We start from the raw sequence: 15,968 nt of genomic DNA, 5'->3' as shown, positions 1-15,968 counted from the left end.
CAGCCCCTTAGAAATAACCTTGACGTTTCTTGTCTTCCATCGAGCCGGCGCCATCGTGGTCGATGACCCGGCCCTGGCGCTCGGAAGTTCGCGTCAGGAGCATTTCCTGGATGATGTCCGTCAGGCTCTCGGCCTCGGACTCCACCGCGCCCGTCAACGGGTAGCAGCCAAGGGTACGGAAACGCACTTTCTTCTTGACGATGCGGGCTTTCTCTTCATCGGACAGATGCTCGAGGATGCGCTCGTCATCGATCATGATCAGGGTGCCGTTCTTCTCGATCACTTCACGCTCGGCGGCGAAGTACAGCGGCACGATCGGGATGCCTTCCAGATAGATGTATTGCCAGATGTCCAGCTCGGTCCAGTTGGACAGCGGGAACACGCGGATCGATTCGCCCTTGTTGACCTTGCCGTTGTAGACGTTCCACAGCTCGGGGCGCTGGTTCTTCGGGTCCCAGCGGTGCTTGCTGTCGCGGAACGAGTAGACGCGCTCCTTGGCGCGGGACTTCTCTTCATCGCGACGGGCACCGCCGAATGCGGCGTCGAAACCGTGCTTGTCCAGAGCCTGCTTGAGGCCCTCGGTCTTCATGATGTCGGTGTGCTTGGCACTGCCGTGGGTGAAGGGGTTGATGCCCTGGGCCACGCCGTCAGGGTTGACGTGGGTGATCAGGTCCAGCCCCAGCTCCTCGACCATGCGGTCGCGGAACTTGTACATTTCCTGGAATTTCCACTGGGTATCGACGTGCATCACCGGGAACGGCAGCTTGCCGGGGAAGAACGCCTTGCGGGCCAGATGCAACATCACGGCGGAGTCTTTACCGATGGAGTACAGCATCACCGGGTTGTCGAACTCGGCGGCCACCTCGCGGATGATGTGGATGCTTTCCGCCTCCAGCTGTTTCAGATGCGTCAGTTTGTCGACCATGGCTACTCACGAAAGCTTTCTTATGGACGGCCATCGGGCCGTGTTCGAGCGGGGCATGCTAGCACAGCGACCTGCTTCTAATCAGGGCGCCAACTAGAACGAAACGATATATGAATATACCGCCCGGTTAGGCATCAAAACACCTGACCAGACGGCCGACGCAGGAGCTGGCTTGCCAGCGAAGGCGCTTTCAGACGCACCTCAAGGCTCAAGACCTTTTCGCCGACAAGCCGGCCCCTACACGGGGTCAGATCGGGTTGGGGCAGTCGATGAACAGGTGCTCCAGGGCAAAGCGCCGGGCCAGGTAGTCGCCCAGGGCCTGGACGCCATAACGCTCGGTAGCGTGGTGACCGGCAGCAATGAAGCTGATGTCGTTTTCCCGGGCGCTGTGGAAGGTCTGTTCCGAAGCCTCACCACTCAGATACAGGTCGACGCCGGCCTGGACCGCCTGGTCGATGTAGCCCTGGCCGCCGCCGGTGCACCAGCCGACCCGGCGGATCATCTCGCTGCCTTCGATCAGCAACGGTTCGCGGCCCATCACTTCCTGCACTCGCCGGGCAAAATCCCGTGCAGTCAGGGGCTCGCTGAGTGAGCCCACCAGGCCAACGACCTTGGGATTGCCCGGGTCCAACGGGCCTTCCACGGTGATATCCAGCTGGCGGGCCAGTTGCACGTTGTTACCTACCTCTGGGTGCAGGTCCAGGGGCAAGTGATAGGCCAGCAGGCTGATGTCGTGCTTGAGCAGGGTTTTCAGCCTACGCTGCTTCATTCCGGTGATGCAGGGGTTCTCGCCTTTCCAGAAATAACCGTGATGCACCAGGACCAGATCGGCCTTGGCCTCCACCGCTGCGTCCAGCAACGCCTGGCTGGCGGTCACGCCGCTGACGATGCGCATCACCTGCGGGCGTCCTTCGACTTGCAAGCCATTGGGGCAGTAGTCGGCGATGCGTGAACTACCCAGGTAGCGGTCCGCTTCTTCCACCAATGTGCTCAGGGCAACGGCCATAAAAGACTCCTAAATATCCCGTTCAGAGGCGCGCGCGGCCTCGTATAATGCGCGACATTATGGGCCGTGCGCAGCCCTTCGTAACCACCCAGGACTTGCTCAATGCTCAAGGCTCTGCGTTTTTTTGGCTGGCCGCTACTGGCCGGCGTGCTTATCGCGTTGTTGATTATTCAGCGTTATCCGCAATGGGTCGGGTTGCCCAGCCTGGACGTCAACCTGCAGCAAGCTCCGCAAACCACCAGCACCCAGCAGGGGCCCGTGTCCTACGCCGATGCGGTCGTGATTGCCGCGCCTGCGGTGGTCAACCTGTACACCACCAAGGTGATCAACAAGCCTGCGCATCCGCTGTTTGAGGACCCCCAGTTCCGACGCTTCTTCGGCGACAACCTGCCCAAGCAGCAGCGCATGGAGTCGAGCCTGGGCTCGGGGGTGATCATGAGCCCCGAAGGCTACCTGCTGACCAACAACCACGTGACCTCCGGTGCCGAACAGATCGTGGTGGCGCTCAAGGATGGCCGTGAAACCCTGGCAAGGGTCATCGGCAGCGATCCGGAAACCGACCTGGCGGTGCTCAAGATAGACCTGAAAAAACTGCCTTCGATCACTGTCGGCCGCTCGGAAAACGTTCGCGTCGGCGACGTCGCCCTGGCCATCGGCAACCCGTTCGGGGTCGGCCAGACCGTGACCATGGGCATCATCAGCGCCACCGGGCGCAACCAGTTGGGCCTGAACAACTACGAAGACTTCATCCAGACCGACGCCGCGATCAATCCGGGCAACTCCGGTGGCGCACTGGTAGACGCCAACGGCAACCTGACCGGGATCAACACCGCCATCTTCTCCAAATCCGGCGGTTCCCAGGGCATCGGCTTCGCGATCCCGATCAAACTGGCCATGGAGGTGATGAAATCGATCATCGAGCATGGCCAGGTGATCCGTGGCTGGCTGGGCATCGAAGTACAGCCGCTGACCCAGGAGCTGGCCGAGTCCTTCGGCCTGGCCGGGCGTCCCGGGATCGTGGTGGCCGGGATCTTCCGCGACGGTCCGGCGCAGAAAGCCGGTATGCAATTGGGAGACGTGATCCTCAGCATCGACGGCGAACCCGCCGGCGATGGTCGTCGCTCCATGAATCAGGTGGCGCGGATCAAGCCGACGGACAAAGTCTCGATCCAGGTCATGCGCAACGGCAAGGAGCTCAAGCTGACCGCAGAAATCGGCCTGCGTCCGCCACCCGCACCGGTCAAAGAAGAAGAGTGAATGTGCGCCCGGCCATGCCGGGCTAACAGCATACATTCTCATTGGTCATGTTATATTGTTTCAATATTGCTATTGGAACAGCCCGATGACGTCCCGAAAAATCCTCCCCCTGGCAGGCCTGACCCTAGGCCTGCTGGCAGACCCCCTGCTCGCCGAAGAACCGCAGTCGCTGGAACTTGAAACCACCCGCATCACCACCGAATACGAATCGGCCACCGGCCCGGTCAGAGGCTATCGTGCCACTCGCTCGGCCAGCGCCACCAAGACCGACACAGCCATTCGTGACATCCCGCAATCCATCAGCGTGATCCCCGCCAGCGTGCTCAAGGACCTGGGCAGCAGCAATGTCGAACGGGCCCTGGAGTTTGCTGGCGGAGTCTCCAAGCAGAACAACTTCGGCGGGCTGACCCTATATGAGTACAGCATCCGTGGTTTCACCACCTCGGAGTTCTATAAGGACGGTTTCAGCGCCAACCGCGGTTATCCCAGCACCCCGGATGCCGCCAATATCGAGCGCATCGAAGTACTCAAAGGCCCGGCGGCCAGCCTCTACGGCCGAGGCGATCCCGGCGGCACGGTGAACATCGTCACCAAGAAACCCCAGCCCGAGCCTTTCGCCACCCTGCAGTCCAGCGCCGGCAGCTGGGATCGCTACCGCACCGCTCTGGACCTCAATACTCCACTGGATGACCAGGGCAACCTGCTGTCCCGGGTGAACCTGGCAGTCGAGGACAACCATAGCTTCCGCGATCACGTGGACAGCCGCCGGGTGTTCGTCGCCCCTTCCTTCAGTTGGCAACTGAACCCGGACACCAGCCTGCTGGTGGAGAGCGAATTCGTGCGTCACAGCTCGACCTTCGACCGCGGCATCGTCGCGCCCAACAACCGCTGGAGCGGCGTCTCGCGCTCGACCTTCCTCGGTGAACCCAGCGACGGCAACATCGACAACCACAACAACATGCTCCAGGCCGCCCTGGAACATCACCTCAACGACAGCTGGAAGCTGCGCCTGGCCAGCCACTACAAGGAAGGCAAGTTGTGGGGCTTTGCCTCGGAAACCCGCCCGCTGAATGCCAACCAGCACACAGTCAACCGGCGCTACCGCGAGCGCGATAACAACTGGCACGACAGCATCACCCAACTGGAACTGCGCGGCCTGTTCGACATCGGCAGTTGGCAGCACGAGCTGCTGATCGGCAGCGAATATGAGAACTACCGCAAGAACGAGCGGGTCACCAGCATTGCCGGCGGCGCCTATGCCGTCGATATCTACGACCCGATCTACGGTCAGGCCAAGCCCAACGGCAAACGCTCCGGCACGGACTTTTTCGAGCATGTCGAAAGCCAGGCCCTCAACCTGCAGGACCAGATCATCTTCACTGACCGCCTGCGCGGCATGATCGGCGCCCGCTTTGAACACTTCGAGCAAAAGATCGACGACCACACCACCGGCAAGCGCAGCCGCCAGACTCACGACGCCCTGACCCAGCGCGCCGGCCTGCTGTATCAACTGACTCCGCAGTTGGGGCTGTTCGCCAACGCCTCCACCTCGTTCAAGCCCAACAACGGGCTGGATGCGGCAGGCAAGTCGTTCAAGCCCGAGGAAGGCGTCGGTTATGAAGTGGGGATCAAGAGCGAGCTGTTCGACGAACGCCTGAGTGCGACCCTCGCCGCCTTCCATATCGACAAGGAAAACGTCCTGGCCCTGGACCCCGGCACCGACGCCAGCCGCGCCATGGGCAAGGCCCGCAGCCAAGGCTTCGATGCGCAAGTGACCGGCCAGTTGACCGACGCGGTTCGGGTGATCGGTGCCTATGCGCTGATCGATGCCGAGGTCACCAAGGGCGATCGGGCGATCCCTGCCGGCAGCCGCATACTCGGCGTGGCCAAACACAGTGGCAGCCTGCTGGGCGTCTATGAGTTCCAGGACGGCCGGTTCAAAGGCTCGGACGTCGGCGCCGCCCTGACCTACGTCGGCGATCGCTCGGGCGAGGCCGGAGGCAGCTTCGAGTTGCCGGCCTACCGCACCCTGGACCTGCTGGCTCACTACAAGGCCAGCGATAACCTGACCCTGGGCCTGAACCTGAACAACCTGTTCGACGAGAAGTACTACGAGCGCTCCTACAGCAACTACTGGGTCAACCCCGGCGAGCCGCGCAACTTCACCGTCAGCCTAACACTCAACCTGTAGCCGGAAATCGCCATGCACAACCTCAAATCAATCGCCCTGCTGGGCCTGCTCGCTACGCTGGGTACAACCCAGGCCTGGGCCCACGGTCTGTGGACCGAACAGCGCCGCGGCAATATCGAAGTGGTCTACGGCCACGGTGCCGAAGACGACGCCTTCAAGGCCAAGAAGGTCAGCGGTGCCTGGGCCTACGACGGCGCGGCCAGAATGATTCCGGTGAGCGTGCAACGCCTGGCCGACCACGCGCGCCTGCAACCACTCAAACCACCGGCGGCCCTGGCCGTGGCACTGGATAACGGTCCGTGGTCGCAGACGGCGGACAAGCGCTGGATCAACCAGGGGCGCAGTAAAGTCCCGGGGGCTATCGCCTCGACCCACACCTTCAAGTACAGCCTGGCGATCTATCAGCCGGGGGCGAAGCTGCCCAAACTGGAACAGCTCAAACTGCTGATTCTGCCGGAAGTCGACCCGCTGACCGTGGGCCAGGGCAACAGCCTGCCGGTGCGGGTACTGCTGGATGGGCAGCCCGTGGCCGGGGTCAAGTTGATTGGAGACTACCGCAATGCACCGAGCACCCTGAGCACCGAAACCGATGCCCAGGGACGCGCTCAAGTGTTGGTGAGAAATGAAGGCCTGAACGTGATCGCTGCCGAGCTTGAAGTGCCGCTCAAGGACAACCCGGATGTGGCGTCACGCGGACTGTTCAGCTCCCTGACCTTCCTCGGCGAACCGCACCACGAATGAGGGCAGCCGGGGGCTGCAGCAACAAGCGGCAAGTTTGTGGCTGCAAGCGAGAAGCTCCAAGCATTTGCTCTGGGCTTCTAGCTTGCAGCTTGCGGCTTAGAGCTGCCCCAATCCGTCGATCAGCGCCTGATTCTGCTCCGGCGTGCCGATGCTGATCCGCAGGAATTGGGCGATCCGTTCCTGCTTGAAGTGACGCACGATCACCCCCTGCTCCCGCAGCTTGGCGGCAAGACCTGCTGCGTCGTGCTGCGGGTGGCGGGCAAAGATGAAGTTGGCTGCCGATGGCAGCACTTCGAAGCCCTTGGCCTGCAACTGCGCGATCACCCACTCACGGCTGTCGATCACCAGTTGGCAGGTCTGGGTGAAGTACTCGCGATCCTCGAAGGCCGCTGCTGCGCCAACAATGGCCAGACGATCCAGAGGGTAGGAGTTGAAGCTGTTCTTGATCCGCTCCAGGGCCTCGATCAGATCCGGGTGCCCCACCGCCAGGCCCACCCGCAAGCCAGCCAGGGAACGGGATTTGGACAGAGTTTGGGTCACCAGCAGGTTTGGGTAGCGGTCCACCAGACTGATGGCGGTCTGGCCACCGAAGTCGATATAGGCCTCGTCCACGACCACCACCGAATCCGGGCTGGCCTGGAGGATCTGCTCCACTGCGTCCAGGGCCAGCAGACAGCCGGTGGGCGCGTTCGGGTTGGGGAAGATGATCCCGCCATTGGGTTTGGCATAGTCAGCGACGCAGATCTGGAACTGCGGGTCCAGCGGCACCGCTTCGAAGTCGATGCCGTACAGGCCGCAGTAGACCGGGTAGAAGCTGTAGCTGATGTCCGGGAACAGCAACGGCTTATCCTGCTGCAGCAAGCCATGGAAAATGTGCGCCAGGACTTCGTCGGAACCGTTGCCGAGGAATACCTGGTTGCCCTGCACCCCGTAATAGCTGGCCACCGCCTGTTTGAGCAGGTCACTGTTGGGATCGGGGTACAGGCGCAGGTTGTCATTGAGCTCGGCCTGCATCGCCGCCAGGGCCTTGGGCGACGGGCCATAGGGGTTTTCGTTGGTGTTGAGCTTGACCAACTTGGTCAGCTTGGGTTGTTCGCCCGGCACGTAGGGCACCAGGTTCTTGACGAACGGACTCCAGAATTTGCTCATGTTCATTGCCCCTGGTCTTGGTCATCGACGATGCGGTATTCGGCGCTGCGGGCGTGAGCAGTCAGCGACTCGCCACGGGCCAGCACCGAGGCGGTTCGGCCCAGCTCGGACGCGCCCTGCTCGGAGCAGAAGATGATCGACGAGCGTTTCTGGAAGTCATACACCCCCAGCGGTGAAGAGAAGCGCGCAGTGCCGGAGGTTGGCAGCACGTGGTTCGGCCCGGCGCAGTAATCCCCCAGCGCTTCGCTGGTGTGGCGGCCCATGAAGATCGCCCCGGCGTGGCGGATCTGCGGCAGCCAGGCTTGCGGGTCGGCCACGGACAACTCCAGGTGCTCGGGGGCAATGCGGTTGGCCACTTCAATGGCCTGCTGCATGTCACGAACCTTGATCAGGGCGCCACGGCCATTGATCGAGGTGTTGATGATTTCCGCGCGCTCCATGGTCGGCAGCAGTTTGGCGATGCTCGCCGCCACCTTGTCGAGGAACTCGGCGTCCGGGCTGACCAGGATCGCCTGGGCGTCTTCGTCGTGCTCGGCCTGGGAAAACAGGTCCATGGCGATCCAGTCCGGATCGGTCTGGCCATCGCAGACCACGAGGATCTCCGACGGGCCGGCGATCATGTCGATGCCGACCTGGCCGAACACGTGGCGCTTGGCGGTAGCCACATAGATGTTGCCCGGGCCGACGACCTTGTCCACCTGGGGCACGCTTTCGGTGCCATAGGCCAGCGCGGCCACAGCCTGGGCGCCGCCGATGGTGAACACCCGGTCGACTCCGGCGATGCAGGCGGCGGCCAGCACCAGTTCGTTGACTTCACCACGGGGGGTCGGCACCACCATCACCACCTCGGTGACACCCGCGACCTTGGCCGGAATCGCGTTCATCAGCACCGACGACGGGTAGGAGGCCTTGCCCCCCGGCACATACAGGCCGGCGCGGTCCAGCGGCGTGACCTTCTGGCCCAGCACCGTGCCGTCGGCCTCGGTGTAGGTCCAGGAGTCCTGCTTCTGTTTCTCGTGATAGCTGCGCACCCGCGCCGCGGCCTTTTCCAGGGCTTCGCGCTGAGCCACGGTGATCCGGGTCAGGGCCAGTTCCAGACGCTCGCGAGGCAGGATCAGGTCTGCCATGGAAGCCACTTGCAGGCCGTCGAAGCGCTGAGTGAACTCCACCAGCGCCGCATCGCCGCGCTCACGCACGGCCTTGATGATATCCAGCACCCGCTGATTGACCGAATCGTCAGAGACACTTTCCCAGCTCAGCAGATGATCCAGATGACGGGCGAAATCCGGGTCGGCAGCGTTGAGTCGGCGAATTGCAGTCGGAGCGGTCATAGCGAAGGCCTCAATGATTGGCGAGTGCACAAAAGGGCAAGCTTGGATTTGCAAAGCTCAGGCGCCGCAAGACTACCAAGCCATCCGCGTGGGCACCTGAGCATTCTGGCTATGACGCGGATAGATGGGCGCGGCTCAAGGCCACGCATGTGAATCAGCCGCGGTGTCGCGATTCCACTGCCTTGCGCAGGGTATCGATCAACGCCTGGATACGGGCGTGCTGCATCTTCATGGAAGCTTTGTTGACCACCAGGCGGGAGCTGATGGTGGCAATCAGTTCCTGAGGCTCCAGACCATTGGCCCGCAGGGTGTTGCCGGTGTCGACCACGTCGATGATCTTGTCTGCCAGACCGATCAGCGGTGCCAGCTCCATCGAGCCGTAAAGCTTGATGATGTCTACCTGACGGCCCTGCTCGGCGTAGTAACGCTTGGCCACATTGACGAACTTGGTGGCCACACGCAGGCGGCCCTTGGGTTCTGCGGCGCCAATAGCACCGGCAGTCATCAGCTTGCACTGGGCAATCTGCAGGTCCAGCGGTTCGTACAGGCCCTGGCCGGTGTACTCCATCAGGACGTCCTTGCCGGCCACCCCGAGGTCGGCAGCGCCATGCTCGACATAGGTCGGCACGTCAGTGGCACGTACGATCAGCAGGCGAACGTCGTCCTGGGTCGTGGGGATGATCAGTTTGCGGCTCTTGTCCGGATTCTCGGTTGGCACGATGCCCGCTTCAGCCAGAAGCGGCAACGTGTCGTCGAGGATACGGCCCTTGGACAGTGCGATGGTCAACATGAGTAACGTAAGTCCTTATGCGGCGACTGATGCCCGGACGCAAACGGCGCCAGACATGCGTCGAGCCTGAAGACAGGCTCGACGTGGAACAGATTCGACTGTGGGCACCTCCTTGTGCCCATGCAACTAGCCCGGTACGCGGCGGATCTTGGCGCCGAGCATCTGCAGCTTCTCTTCGATGCACTCATAACCACGGTCGATGTGGTAGATGCGATCGATCAGGGTATCGCCTTCGGCCATCAGGGCCGAGATCACCAGGCTGGCCGAGGCCCGCAGGTCGGTGGCCATGACTGGCGCGCCCTTGAGGATCTCGGTACCAGTGACGATGGCAGTATTGCCTTCGACCTGGATCTTGGCGCCCATGCGGTGCAGTTCATAAACATGCATGAAGCGGTTTTCGAAGATGGTCTCGATCACCGCGCCAGTGCCTTCGGCAATCGCGTTCAGGGAAATGAACTGCGCCTGCATGTCGGTCGGGAACGCTGGGTACGGAGCGGTACGCACGTTGACCGCCTTGGGGCGCTTGCCGTGCATGTTGAGCTCGATCCAGTCGCTGCCAGTGGTAACTTCAGCGCCCGCTTCCTTGAGTTTTTCCAGAACGGCTTCAAGGATGGTCGGATCGGTGTCCTTGACCTTGACCCGGCCGCCGGTGACGGCTGCAGCCACCAGGTAGGTGCCGGTTTCGATACGGTCAGGCATCACTTTGTAGATCGCCGAATGTAGACGCTCGACGCCATCGATGGTGATGGTATCGGTGCCGGCACCGGAAATCTTCGCGCCCATGGCGATCAGGAAGTTCGCCAGGTCGACGACTTCAGGTTCGCGGGCGGCGTTCTGCAGCACGCTGCGGCCCTTGGCCAAGGCGGCGGCCATCATGATGTTTTCGGTACCGGTCACGCTCACGGTATCGAAGAAGAAGTTCGCGCCACGCAGGCCGCCTTCAGGCGCCTTGGCCTTGATGTAGCCGCCCTCAACGTCGATCACTGCGCCCATGGCTTCCAGGCCACGGATGTGCAGGTCCACCGGACGCGAACCGATGGCGCAACCGCCAGGCAGGGCCACTTCGGCTTCGCCGAAACGGGCAACCATCGGGCCCAGTACCAGGATCGAGGCGCGCATGGTTTTCACCAGCTCGTACGGCGCCACCAGGGTCTTGATGGTGCGCGGATCGATTTCGACGCTCAGTTTCTCGTCGATCACCGGCTCAATGCCCATGCGACCGAACAGCTCGATCATGGTGGTGATGTCGTGCAGGTGCGGAAGGTTGGCCACGGTGACCGGGCCATCGCACAGCAGGGTTGCCGCCAGAATCGGCAGCGCGGAGTTCTTGGCCCCGGAAATGCGGATCTCGCCATCAAGGCGAACGCCGCCGGTAATAATCAATTTATCCATAACAGTCTCGACGCCCTTGGGCTCAGGTGCGCTCGGCCCAGGCCGCGCGGCTGAAAAATTTCATAGTGATCGCGTGGATGCTGCCATCGGCAATCCATGGATTCAAATGGGCATAGATGCTTTGCTGACGCTTCACCGGGCTCAAGGCCGACAGTTCGTCGCTAATCACGTTCAGCTGAAAGTTGCAGCCTTCGCCCTCAACTTCTACCTGAGCTCCGGGCAGCTTTCCCTCAAGAAAGCTCTTCACTTCGTTGGCCTGCATGCTCAACCTCAATCGGCGCCCTGTGCGCGCGGGTCGGACATCATACAAAAAAGCCCCGCGCCTGCGAACCCCGCATAGCAGGACTCTGACGGGGGGCTTCTATATAGATGTGGGTTACTACGGATGGAGGAGGATCTCGGTGACCCCGGATACTTCGGCAATTTCCCGCATGTCCTCGGGCAAGGCACGCACACTCACCGCCTTGCCGAGGTCCTGGGCATCACGCATGAAGGCCAACAACAGGGCCAGGCCGACACTGCTGGACTTTTCCACTGCCGAGCAATCCAGCACCAATGCCGCAGCCGGGCTCGACTTGATCAATGCCTGGCCCTGCTTGCGCAGACCCGGGCCGCTGCGGTAATCCAGCACACCGCTGATCAGCAACTCCCCGGCGTCCCCGAGGCGTACGGCTGACTCGCTCATTGCGCAGCCTTATGTGCGGCGTCTTCGGTGACTTCCTTGGCCTTGGCCACTTCGCCGGCCCAGCCGTCGATGGTCTTGTCCAGGTTGTTGCCGTTACGCTGCATGGCGTCGGCGAACTGATCACGGAACAGCTTGCCGATATTGATGCCGTTGATGATCACGTTGCGCACTTTCCACTCGTCGTTGATCTTCTCCAGGGTGTAGGACACCGGGTAGATCGCGCCGTTGTTGCCTTTGACCTGCATATCCACGCTGGTACGGGTACCGCTTTCATCCTTGGCAGGAGAAACCGTGATGCCCTGGTTGTTGTACTCCAGCAAGGCATTGCCGTAGAACTGCATCAGGCTGCGCTTGAAGTTTTCCTGGAAGCGCGTCATCTGCTCCGGGGTTGCCTTGCGCGAATACTTCACGGTCATGATGCTGCGAGAGATGCCATCGGCGTCCACCACCGGCCCGACAATACCGTTCAAGGCGTTGTAGAAGTCGTTCGGGCTTTGCTTGTACTTCTCTTTATTGGCCGCCAGGTCCGCCAGCAGACGAGTGGTCGTGTCCTGCACCAGATCATGCGCGGAAGGCGTGCTTGCCGCATTGGCCAGCAACGGCAGGGCCGCCAGCAAGACCAACAAGCCACGTCGCAAGATAGAGATCATCGAAAAACTCCTCATTTGGCGTCTTTGCTAACGGTATTGAGCAGGAATTTACCGATCAGGTCCTCCAGCACCAGCGACGACTGGGTGTCGTGGATGGTTCCACCATCCTTGAGCAAGGCTTCTTCCCCGCCCACGCTGATACCGATGTATTTCTCACCCAACAGGCCAGCAGTCAGGATAGATGCAGTGGAGTCGGTCGGCAGATTATCCACACGTTTTTCCAGTTGCATCGTCACCCGGCCGGTGAAGCTGTCACGGTCCAGATCGATCGCCGTGACCTTGCCGATGGTCACACCGGCCATGGTCACCTTAGCTCTGACCGTCAAACCGGCGATATTGTCGAAGTAGGCGTAAAGTTTATAGGTATCGGTGCTCGCAGTCGGAGACAAGCCACTGACCCGCAGGGCAAGCAACAGCAAAGCCAGGATGCCGGCCAGCAGGAAAAGGCCGACACCGATTTCCAGGGTGCGGTTTTGCATCAGAAATCTCCAAACATCAAGGCGGTCAGAATAAAGTCCAAGCCGAGTACGGCCAACGAGGCATACACCACGGTCTTGGTAGTGGCACGGCTGATCCCCTCTGAAGTGGGCTCACAGTCGTAGCCTTGGAATACGGCGATCCAGGTCACTACAAACGCAAAAACAATACTTTTGATCACACCGTTGAGCACGTCACCACTGAAGGTCACGCTGTTCTGCATGTTCGCCCAGTAGGAACCGTCATAGACGCCCAGCCAGTCGACAGCCACCCAGGAACCGCCCCAGATACCCACCACGCTGAAAATCATCGCCAGCAACGGCAGGGATATGAAGCCCGCCCACAGGCGTGGCGCAATGATGTACTTGAGCGGGTCGACCCCGATCATCTCCAGGCTGGAGAGTTGCTCGGTGGACTTCATGTTGCCGATTTCCGCGGTCAGCGCCGAACCGGCACGACCGGCAAACAGCAACGCAGTCACCACCGGCCCCAACTCCCGCAGCAAGGTCAGGGCAACCATTTGCCCGACGGCCTGCTCCGAACCGTAGCTGGAGAGAATATTGAAGCCCTGCAGCGCCAGCACCATGCCGATGAAAATCCCGGACACGACGATGATCACCAGAGACATCACGCCCACGGAGTGCAGCTGTTTGACCAGCAGGCCAAAGCTGCCGCCAATGCCGCCACGCCCCAGCAGCGCATGAAACAGGAACAGCGTGGAACGCCCCAGTACCGCCAGGACATCGATGCCTGAACGACCGAAGAGGCGAATCCTCTCGATTAACGATATTTTGCGCATCAGCGCTTCCCCAGGAGATCTGCGCGGTAATCCGTCGCTGGAAAGTGAAACGGCACCGGGCCGTCGGGATCGCCCTTCATGAATTGACGGATACGCGGATTGTCGGAGTCCATCAGTTCGTCAGGAGTTCCCTGCCCCAGTACCTGGCCATCACCTACTACATAGAGGTAATCGGCAATGCTCGCGGTTTCCGCAAGATCATGGGAAACCAGGATGCTGGTAATGCCCAGGGCATCGTTGAGCAAACGGATCAGGCGCACCAATACGCCCATGGCGATGGGGTCCTGGCCAACGAAGGGCTCGTCATACATGAGGATTTGCGGATCCAGGGCAATGGCACGAGCCAGAGCAACACGGCGCTTCATGCCGCCGGACAGCTCGTCAGGCATCAGGTCCACTGCGCCGCGCAGGCCCACGGCCTGCAGCTTGAGCAGGACAATGTCACGGATCATTTCGTCCGGCAGTTGGGTATGCACACGTAGCGGAAAGGCTACGTTCTCGAACACGTCCAGGTCGGTGAACAGCGCGCCGCTCTGGAACAGAACGCCCATTTGCTTGCGCGCATCGAACAGATCACTGCGCGAGAGGGTCGGCAGATTCTGGCCGTTGACCCACACTTCGCCGCTGCTGGGCCGCAACTGCATGCCCATCAAGCGCAACAGGGTGGTTTTTCCGCAGCCTGAAGGCCCCATGATGCCGGTGACCTTGCCCCGCGGAATACGGATATCCACGTTATTGAAAATGCTGCGCGTACCGCGCTTGAAGGACAATCCCTTCAGCTCGACCGCGTAGGCGTTATCGGCACTCATCTAAACTCCTTGCGATGCAGCCTATCACTCGGACGCTTGGCTCCCTGCCGGGAGTACGTGCCCCTGGGCAGGCCGAACTGGCGGCGAACTATATCACTGCTGATACGGAGCCCCCAAGGCCGAAGCCGTGAACGTTCAGGTCCAAGACAGGCATAATCGGATGAATCCCAATACCAGCCGGATAAAGGCTGACGAACTTGCGTGAGGGATTTGTTCATTACCGCTATAATCGCCGCCTTTTCATCGGGCTATACGATTTCAGACATGAGCCAATCCAGCGACCTGATTCAGTCAGCACAACGCACCATCCGCCTCGAACTTCAGGCAGTAGAAGGCTTGCTGCCCCATATCGACGCAGATTTCGTACGCGCTTGCGAGATGATTCTGGCCAGCAAAGGCCGAGTGGTAGTGGTCGGCATGGGCAAATCCGGGCACATCGGCAACAAGATCGCCGCCACCCTGGCCAGCACCGGCACCACGGCTTTCTTTGTCCACCCGGCCGAAGCCAGTCATGGCGACATGGGCATGATCACTCGCGACGACGTGATCCTGGCCCTCTCCAACTCCGGCTCCACCAACGAAATCGTCACCCTGCTGCCCTTGATCAAGCGTCTGGGCATCCAGTTGATCAGCCTTACCGGCAACCCTGAGTCGCCGCTGGCCAAGGCCGCGGACGTCAACCTCAATGTGCATGTCGAGCATGAGGCCTGCCCGCTGAACCTGGCCCCCACCTCCTCTACCACAGCTGCCTTGGTGATGGGCGATGCCCTGGCCGTGGCCCTGCTGGAAGCCCGCGGCTTCACCGCCGAAGACTTCGCCTTCTCCCATCCGGGAGGTGCCCTGGGCCGCCGCTTGCTGCTCAAGGTAGAGAATGTGATGCACGAAGGCACTGAGCTGCCGCAGGTGCAACGGGGCACCCTACTCAAGGACGCGCTCATGGAGATGACCCGCAAGGGCCTGGGCATGACCGTGATCCTGGAGGCCGATGGCCGCCTGGCCGGGATCTTCACCGACGGCGACCTGCGCCGCACCCTGGATCGTGCCATCGATATCCATCACGCCACCATCGACTCGGTCATGACCCCTCACGGCAAGACTGCACGTGCCGATATGCTGGCAGCCGAAGCACTGAAGATCATGGAAGACCATAAAATCAGCGCCCTGGTGGTGGTGAACAAGGAAGACCGTCCGATCGGCGCCTTGAACATGCACGATCTGCTGCGCGCGGGAGTGATGTAATGAGTACCGACCTGCTGCAACGCGGTAAAAACATCAAGCTGGCGGTTTTCGACGTCGACGGCGTACTGACCGACGGTCGCCTGTACTTCCTTGAAGACGGCAGCGAGTTCAAGACCTTCAATACCCTCGACGGCCAGGGCATCAAGATGCTCATGGCCGCCGGAGTGCAGACAGCGATCATCAGCGGGCGCAAGACTCCAGTAGTGGAACGCCGGGCCAAGAACCTGGGGATCCCCCACCTGTACCAGGGTCGTGAAGACAAGCTGGTGGTGCTGGACGAACTTCTTGCCCAACTGGGCCTAAGCTATGAACAGGTCGCCTATCTGGGCGACGACCTGCCCGACCTGCCGGTGATCCGCCGTGTCGGTCTAGGCATGGCGGTGGCCAACGCAGCCGGCTTTGTCCGCGAGCACGCCCACGGCACCACCGTAGCCCGCGGCGGCGAAGGCGCTGCCCGGGAGTTCTGCGAGCTGATCCTGCAAGCCCAGGACCGCCTTGAAGCAGCCAACGCCGCTTACCTATAGAGC

At 61.3% G+C, this 15,968-nt stretch carries 17 protein-coding genes; 5 read left to right on the top strand and 12 right to left on the bottom strand.

Annotated elements, in window-relative coordinates:
- Window positions 1-7: 7 nt before the first annotated feature.
- Window positions 8-925 carry a sulfate adenylyltransferase subunit CysD gene (cysD, locus tag ACSSVC_RS08525; RefSeq protein ID WP_011059289.1) on the bottom strand — a complete coding sequence of 306 codons (918 nt, stop codon included), beginning with the start codon at window positions 923-925 and terminating at the stop codon, window positions 8-10.
- Window positions 926-1,172: 247 nt separating this feature from the next.
- On the bottom strand, window positions 1,173-1,931 hold the full coding sequence (locus ACSSVC_RS08520) for a Nif3-like dinuclear metal center hexameric protein (protein WP_404938239.1): 759 nt from the start codon (window positions 1,929-1,931) through the stop codon (window positions 1,173-1,175).
- Window positions 1,932-2,033: 102 nt separating this feature from the next.
- On the opposite strand from ACSSVC_RS08520, the gene algW reads away from it, so the two are divergent.
- From algW to ACSSVC_RS08505, 3 genes are all read left to right on the top strand, one after another.
- On the top strand, window positions 2,034-3,188 hold the full coding sequence (gene algW / locus ACSSVC_RS08515) for a Do family serine endopeptidase AlgW (protein ID WP_346633613.1): 1,155 nt from the start codon (window positions 2,034-2,036) through the stop codon (window positions 3,186-3,188).
- An 85-nt stretch (window positions 3,189-3,273) separates the two neighbouring features.
- Window positions 3,274-5,379: a TonB-dependent siderophore receptor gene (locus ACSSVC_RS08510; RefSeq protein ID WP_492612173.1), complete on the top strand. Its 2,106-nt coding sequence runs from the start codon at window positions 3,274-3,276 to the stop codon at window positions 5,377-5,379.
- Window positions 5,380-5,391: 12 nt separating this feature from the next.
- The gene (locus tag ACSSVC_RS08505) at window positions 5,392-6,120 is read left to right on the top strand and encodes a DUF4198 domain-containing protein (RefSeq protein ID WP_404938237.1); all 729 of its coding nucleotides are present in this window, start codon (window positions 5,392-5,394) and stop codon (window positions 6,118-6,120) included.
- A 96-nt stretch (window positions 6,121-6,216) separates the two neighbouring features.
- Here the strand turns inward: ACSSVC_RS08505 and hisC are convergent, their stop codons facing one another.
- The 10 genes from hisC to ACSSVC_RS08455 form a co-directional block, all read right to left on the bottom strand.
- Window positions 6,217-7,269, bottom strand: coding sequence for a histidinol-phosphate transaminase (gene hisC, locus ACSSVC_RS08500; protein ID WP_446439045.1), 1,053 nt, complete (start codon window positions 7,267-7,269; stop codon window positions 6,217-6,219).
- A 2-nt stretch (window positions 7,270-7,271) separates the two neighbouring features.
- Window positions 7,272-8,600, bottom strand: a complete 1,329-nt coding sequence (gene hisD / locus ACSSVC_RS08495) for a histidinol dehydrogenase (protein WP_011059283.1) — start codon at window positions 8,598-8,600, stop codon at window positions 7,272-7,274.
- A 154-nt stretch (window positions 8,601-8,754) separates the two neighbouring features.
- Window positions 8,755-9,390: an ATP phosphoribosyltransferase gene (gene hisG, locus ACSSVC_RS08490; RefSeq protein WP_011059282.1), complete on the bottom strand. Its 636-nt coding sequence runs from the start codon at window positions 9,388-9,390 to the stop codon at window positions 8,755-8,757.
- A gap of 126 nt (window positions 9,391-9,516) precedes the next feature.
- Window positions 9,517-10,782, bottom strand: coding sequence for a UDP-N-acetylglucosamine 1-carboxyvinyltransferase (murA, locus tag ACSSVC_RS08485; RefSeq protein WP_102861160.1), 1,266 nt, complete (start codon window positions 10,780-10,782; stop codon window positions 9,517-9,519).
- Window positions 10,783-10,804: 22 nt separating this feature from the next.
- Window positions 10,805-11,044, bottom strand: coding sequence for a BolA family protein (locus tag ACSSVC_RS08480; RefSeq protein ID WP_011059280.1), 240 nt, complete (start codon window positions 11,042-11,044; stop codon window positions 10,805-10,807).
- Window positions 11,045-11,161: 117 nt separating this feature from the next.
- Window positions 11,162-11,467, bottom strand: coding sequence for an STAS domain-containing protein (locus ACSSVC_RS08475; RefSeq protein WP_346633618.1), 306 nt, complete (start codon window positions 11,465-11,467; stop codon window positions 11,162-11,164).
- Window positions 11,464-12,117, bottom strand: coding sequence for an MlaC/ttg2D family ABC transporter substrate-binding protein (locus ACSSVC_RS08470; RefSeq protein WP_346633619.1), 654 nt, complete (start codon window positions 12,115-12,117; stop codon window positions 11,464-11,466). Before ACSSVC_RS08470 ends, ACSSVC_RS08475 begins: the two co-directional genes overlap by 4 nt.
- 11 nt (window positions 12,118-12,128) lie before the next feature.
- Window positions 12,129-12,596, bottom strand: coding sequence for an outer membrane lipid asymmetry maintenance protein MlaD (gene mlaD / locus ACSSVC_RS08465; protein WP_011059277.1), 468 nt, complete (start codon window positions 12,594-12,596; stop codon window positions 12,129-12,131).
- Window positions 12,596-13,393 carry a lipid asymmetry maintenance ABC transporter permease subunit MlaE gene (gene mlaE, locus ACSSVC_RS08460; protein WP_123727472.1) on the bottom strand — a complete coding sequence of 266 codons (798 nt, stop codon included), beginning with the start codon at window positions 13,391-13,393 and terminating at the stop codon, window positions 12,596-12,598. The genes mlaD and mlaE overlap by 1 nt, the downstream gene beginning before the upstream one ends.
- Window positions 13,393-14,202: an ATP-binding cassette domain-containing protein gene (locus tag ACSSVC_RS08455; RefSeq protein WP_123727471.1), complete on the bottom strand. Its 810-nt coding sequence runs from the start codon at window positions 14,200-14,202 to the stop codon at window positions 13,393-13,395. Before ACSSVC_RS08455 ends, mlaE begins: the two co-directional genes overlap by 1 nt.
- A 264-nt stretch (window positions 14,203-14,466) precedes the next feature.
- Between ACSSVC_RS08455 and ACSSVC_RS08450 the strand changes: the two genes are divergently transcribed.
- Together ACSSVC_RS08450 and ACSSVC_RS08445 are read left to right on the top strand one after the other, a co-directional pair.
- Complete coding sequence (locus tag ACSSVC_RS08450) at window positions 14,467-15,441, top strand: KpsF/GutQ family sugar-phosphate isomerase (protein WP_346633620.1); 975 nt, start codon at window positions 14,467-14,469, stop codon at window positions 15,439-15,441.
- Window positions 15,441-15,965, top strand: a complete 525-nt coding sequence (locus ACSSVC_RS08445; RefSeq protein ID WP_346633621.1) for a KdsC family phosphatase — start codon at window positions 15,441-15,443, stop codon at window positions 15,963-15,965. The genes ACSSVC_RS08450 and ACSSVC_RS08445 overlap by 1 nt, the downstream gene beginning before the upstream one ends.
- Window positions 15,966-15,968: the final 3 nt, after the last annotated feature.

It is taken from the genome of Pseudomonas sp. E1BtOHC1 (genome assembly GCF_058744285.1).
This window is presented reverse-complemented; position numbering and strand designations above follow the sequence as displayed.

Excerpts from the sequence above, each read along its gene's own strand:
- cysD (WP_011059289.1), bottom strand. The coding sequence starts at position 925 with ATGGTCGACAAACTGACGCATCTGAAACAGCTGGAGGCGGAAAGCATC.
- ACSSVC_RS08520 (WP_404938239.1), bottom strand. The coding sequence starts at position 1,931 with ATGGCCGTTGCCCTGAGCACATTGGTGGAAGAAGCGGACCGCTACCTG.
- algW (WP_346633613.1), top strand. The coding sequence starts at position 2,034 with ATGCTCAAGGCTCTGCGTTTTTTTGGCTGGCCGCTACTGGCCGGCGTG.
- ACSSVC_RS08510 (WP_492612173.1), top strand. The coding sequence starts at position 3,274 with ATGACGTCCCGAAAAATCCTCCCCCTGGCAGGCCTGACCCTAGGCCTG.
- ACSSVC_RS08505 (WP_404938237.1), top strand. The coding sequence starts at position 5,392 with ATGCACAACCTCAAATCAATCGCCCTGCTGGGCCTGCTCGCTACGCTG.
- hisC (WP_446439045.1), bottom strand. The coding sequence starts at position 7,269 with ATGAGCAAATTCTGGAGTCCGTTCGTCAAGAACCTGGTGCCCTACGTG.
- hisD (WP_011059283.1), bottom strand. The coding sequence starts at position 8,600 with ATGACCGCTCCGACTGCAATTCGCCGACTCAACGCTGCCGACCCGGAT.
- hisG (WP_011059282.1), bottom strand. The coding sequence starts at position 9,390 with ATGTTGACCATCGCACTGTCCAAGGGCCGTATCCTCGACGACACGTTG.
- murA (WP_102861160.1), bottom strand. The coding sequence starts at position 10,782 with ATGGATAAATTGATTATTACCGGCGGCGTTCGCCTTGATGGCGAGATC.
- ACSSVC_RS08480 (WP_011059280.1), bottom strand. The coding sequence starts at position 11,044 with ATGCAGGCCAACGAAGTGAAGAGCTTTCTTGAGGGAAAGCTGCCCGGA.
- ACSSVC_RS08475 (WP_346633618.1), bottom strand. The coding sequence starts at position 11,467 with ATGAGCGAGTCAGCCGTACGCCTCGGGGACGCCGGGGAGTTGCTGATC.
- ACSSVC_RS08470 (WP_346633619.1), bottom strand. The coding sequence starts at position 12,117 with ATGATCTCTATCTTGCGACGTGGCTTGTTGGTCTTGCTGGCGGCCCTG.
- mlaD (WP_011059277.1), bottom strand. The coding sequence starts at position 12,596 with ATGCAAAACCGCACCCTGGAAATCGGTGTCGGCCTTTTCCTGCTGGCC.
- mlaE (WP_123727472.1), bottom strand. The coding sequence starts at position 13,393 with ATGCGCAAAATATCGTTAATCGAGAGGATTCGCCTCTTCGGTCGTTCA.
- ACSSVC_RS08455 (WP_123727471.1), bottom strand. The coding sequence starts at position 14,202 with ATGAGTGCCGATAACGCCTACGCGGTCGAGCTGAAGGGATTGTCCTTC.
- ACSSVC_RS08450 (WP_346633620.1), top strand. The coding sequence starts at position 14,467 with ATGAGCCAATCCAGCGACCTGATTCAGTCAGCACAACGCACCATCCGC.
- ACSSVC_RS08445 (WP_346633621.1), top strand. The coding sequence starts at position 15,441 with ATGAGTACCGACCTGCTGCAACGCGGTAAAAACATCAAGCTGGCGGTT.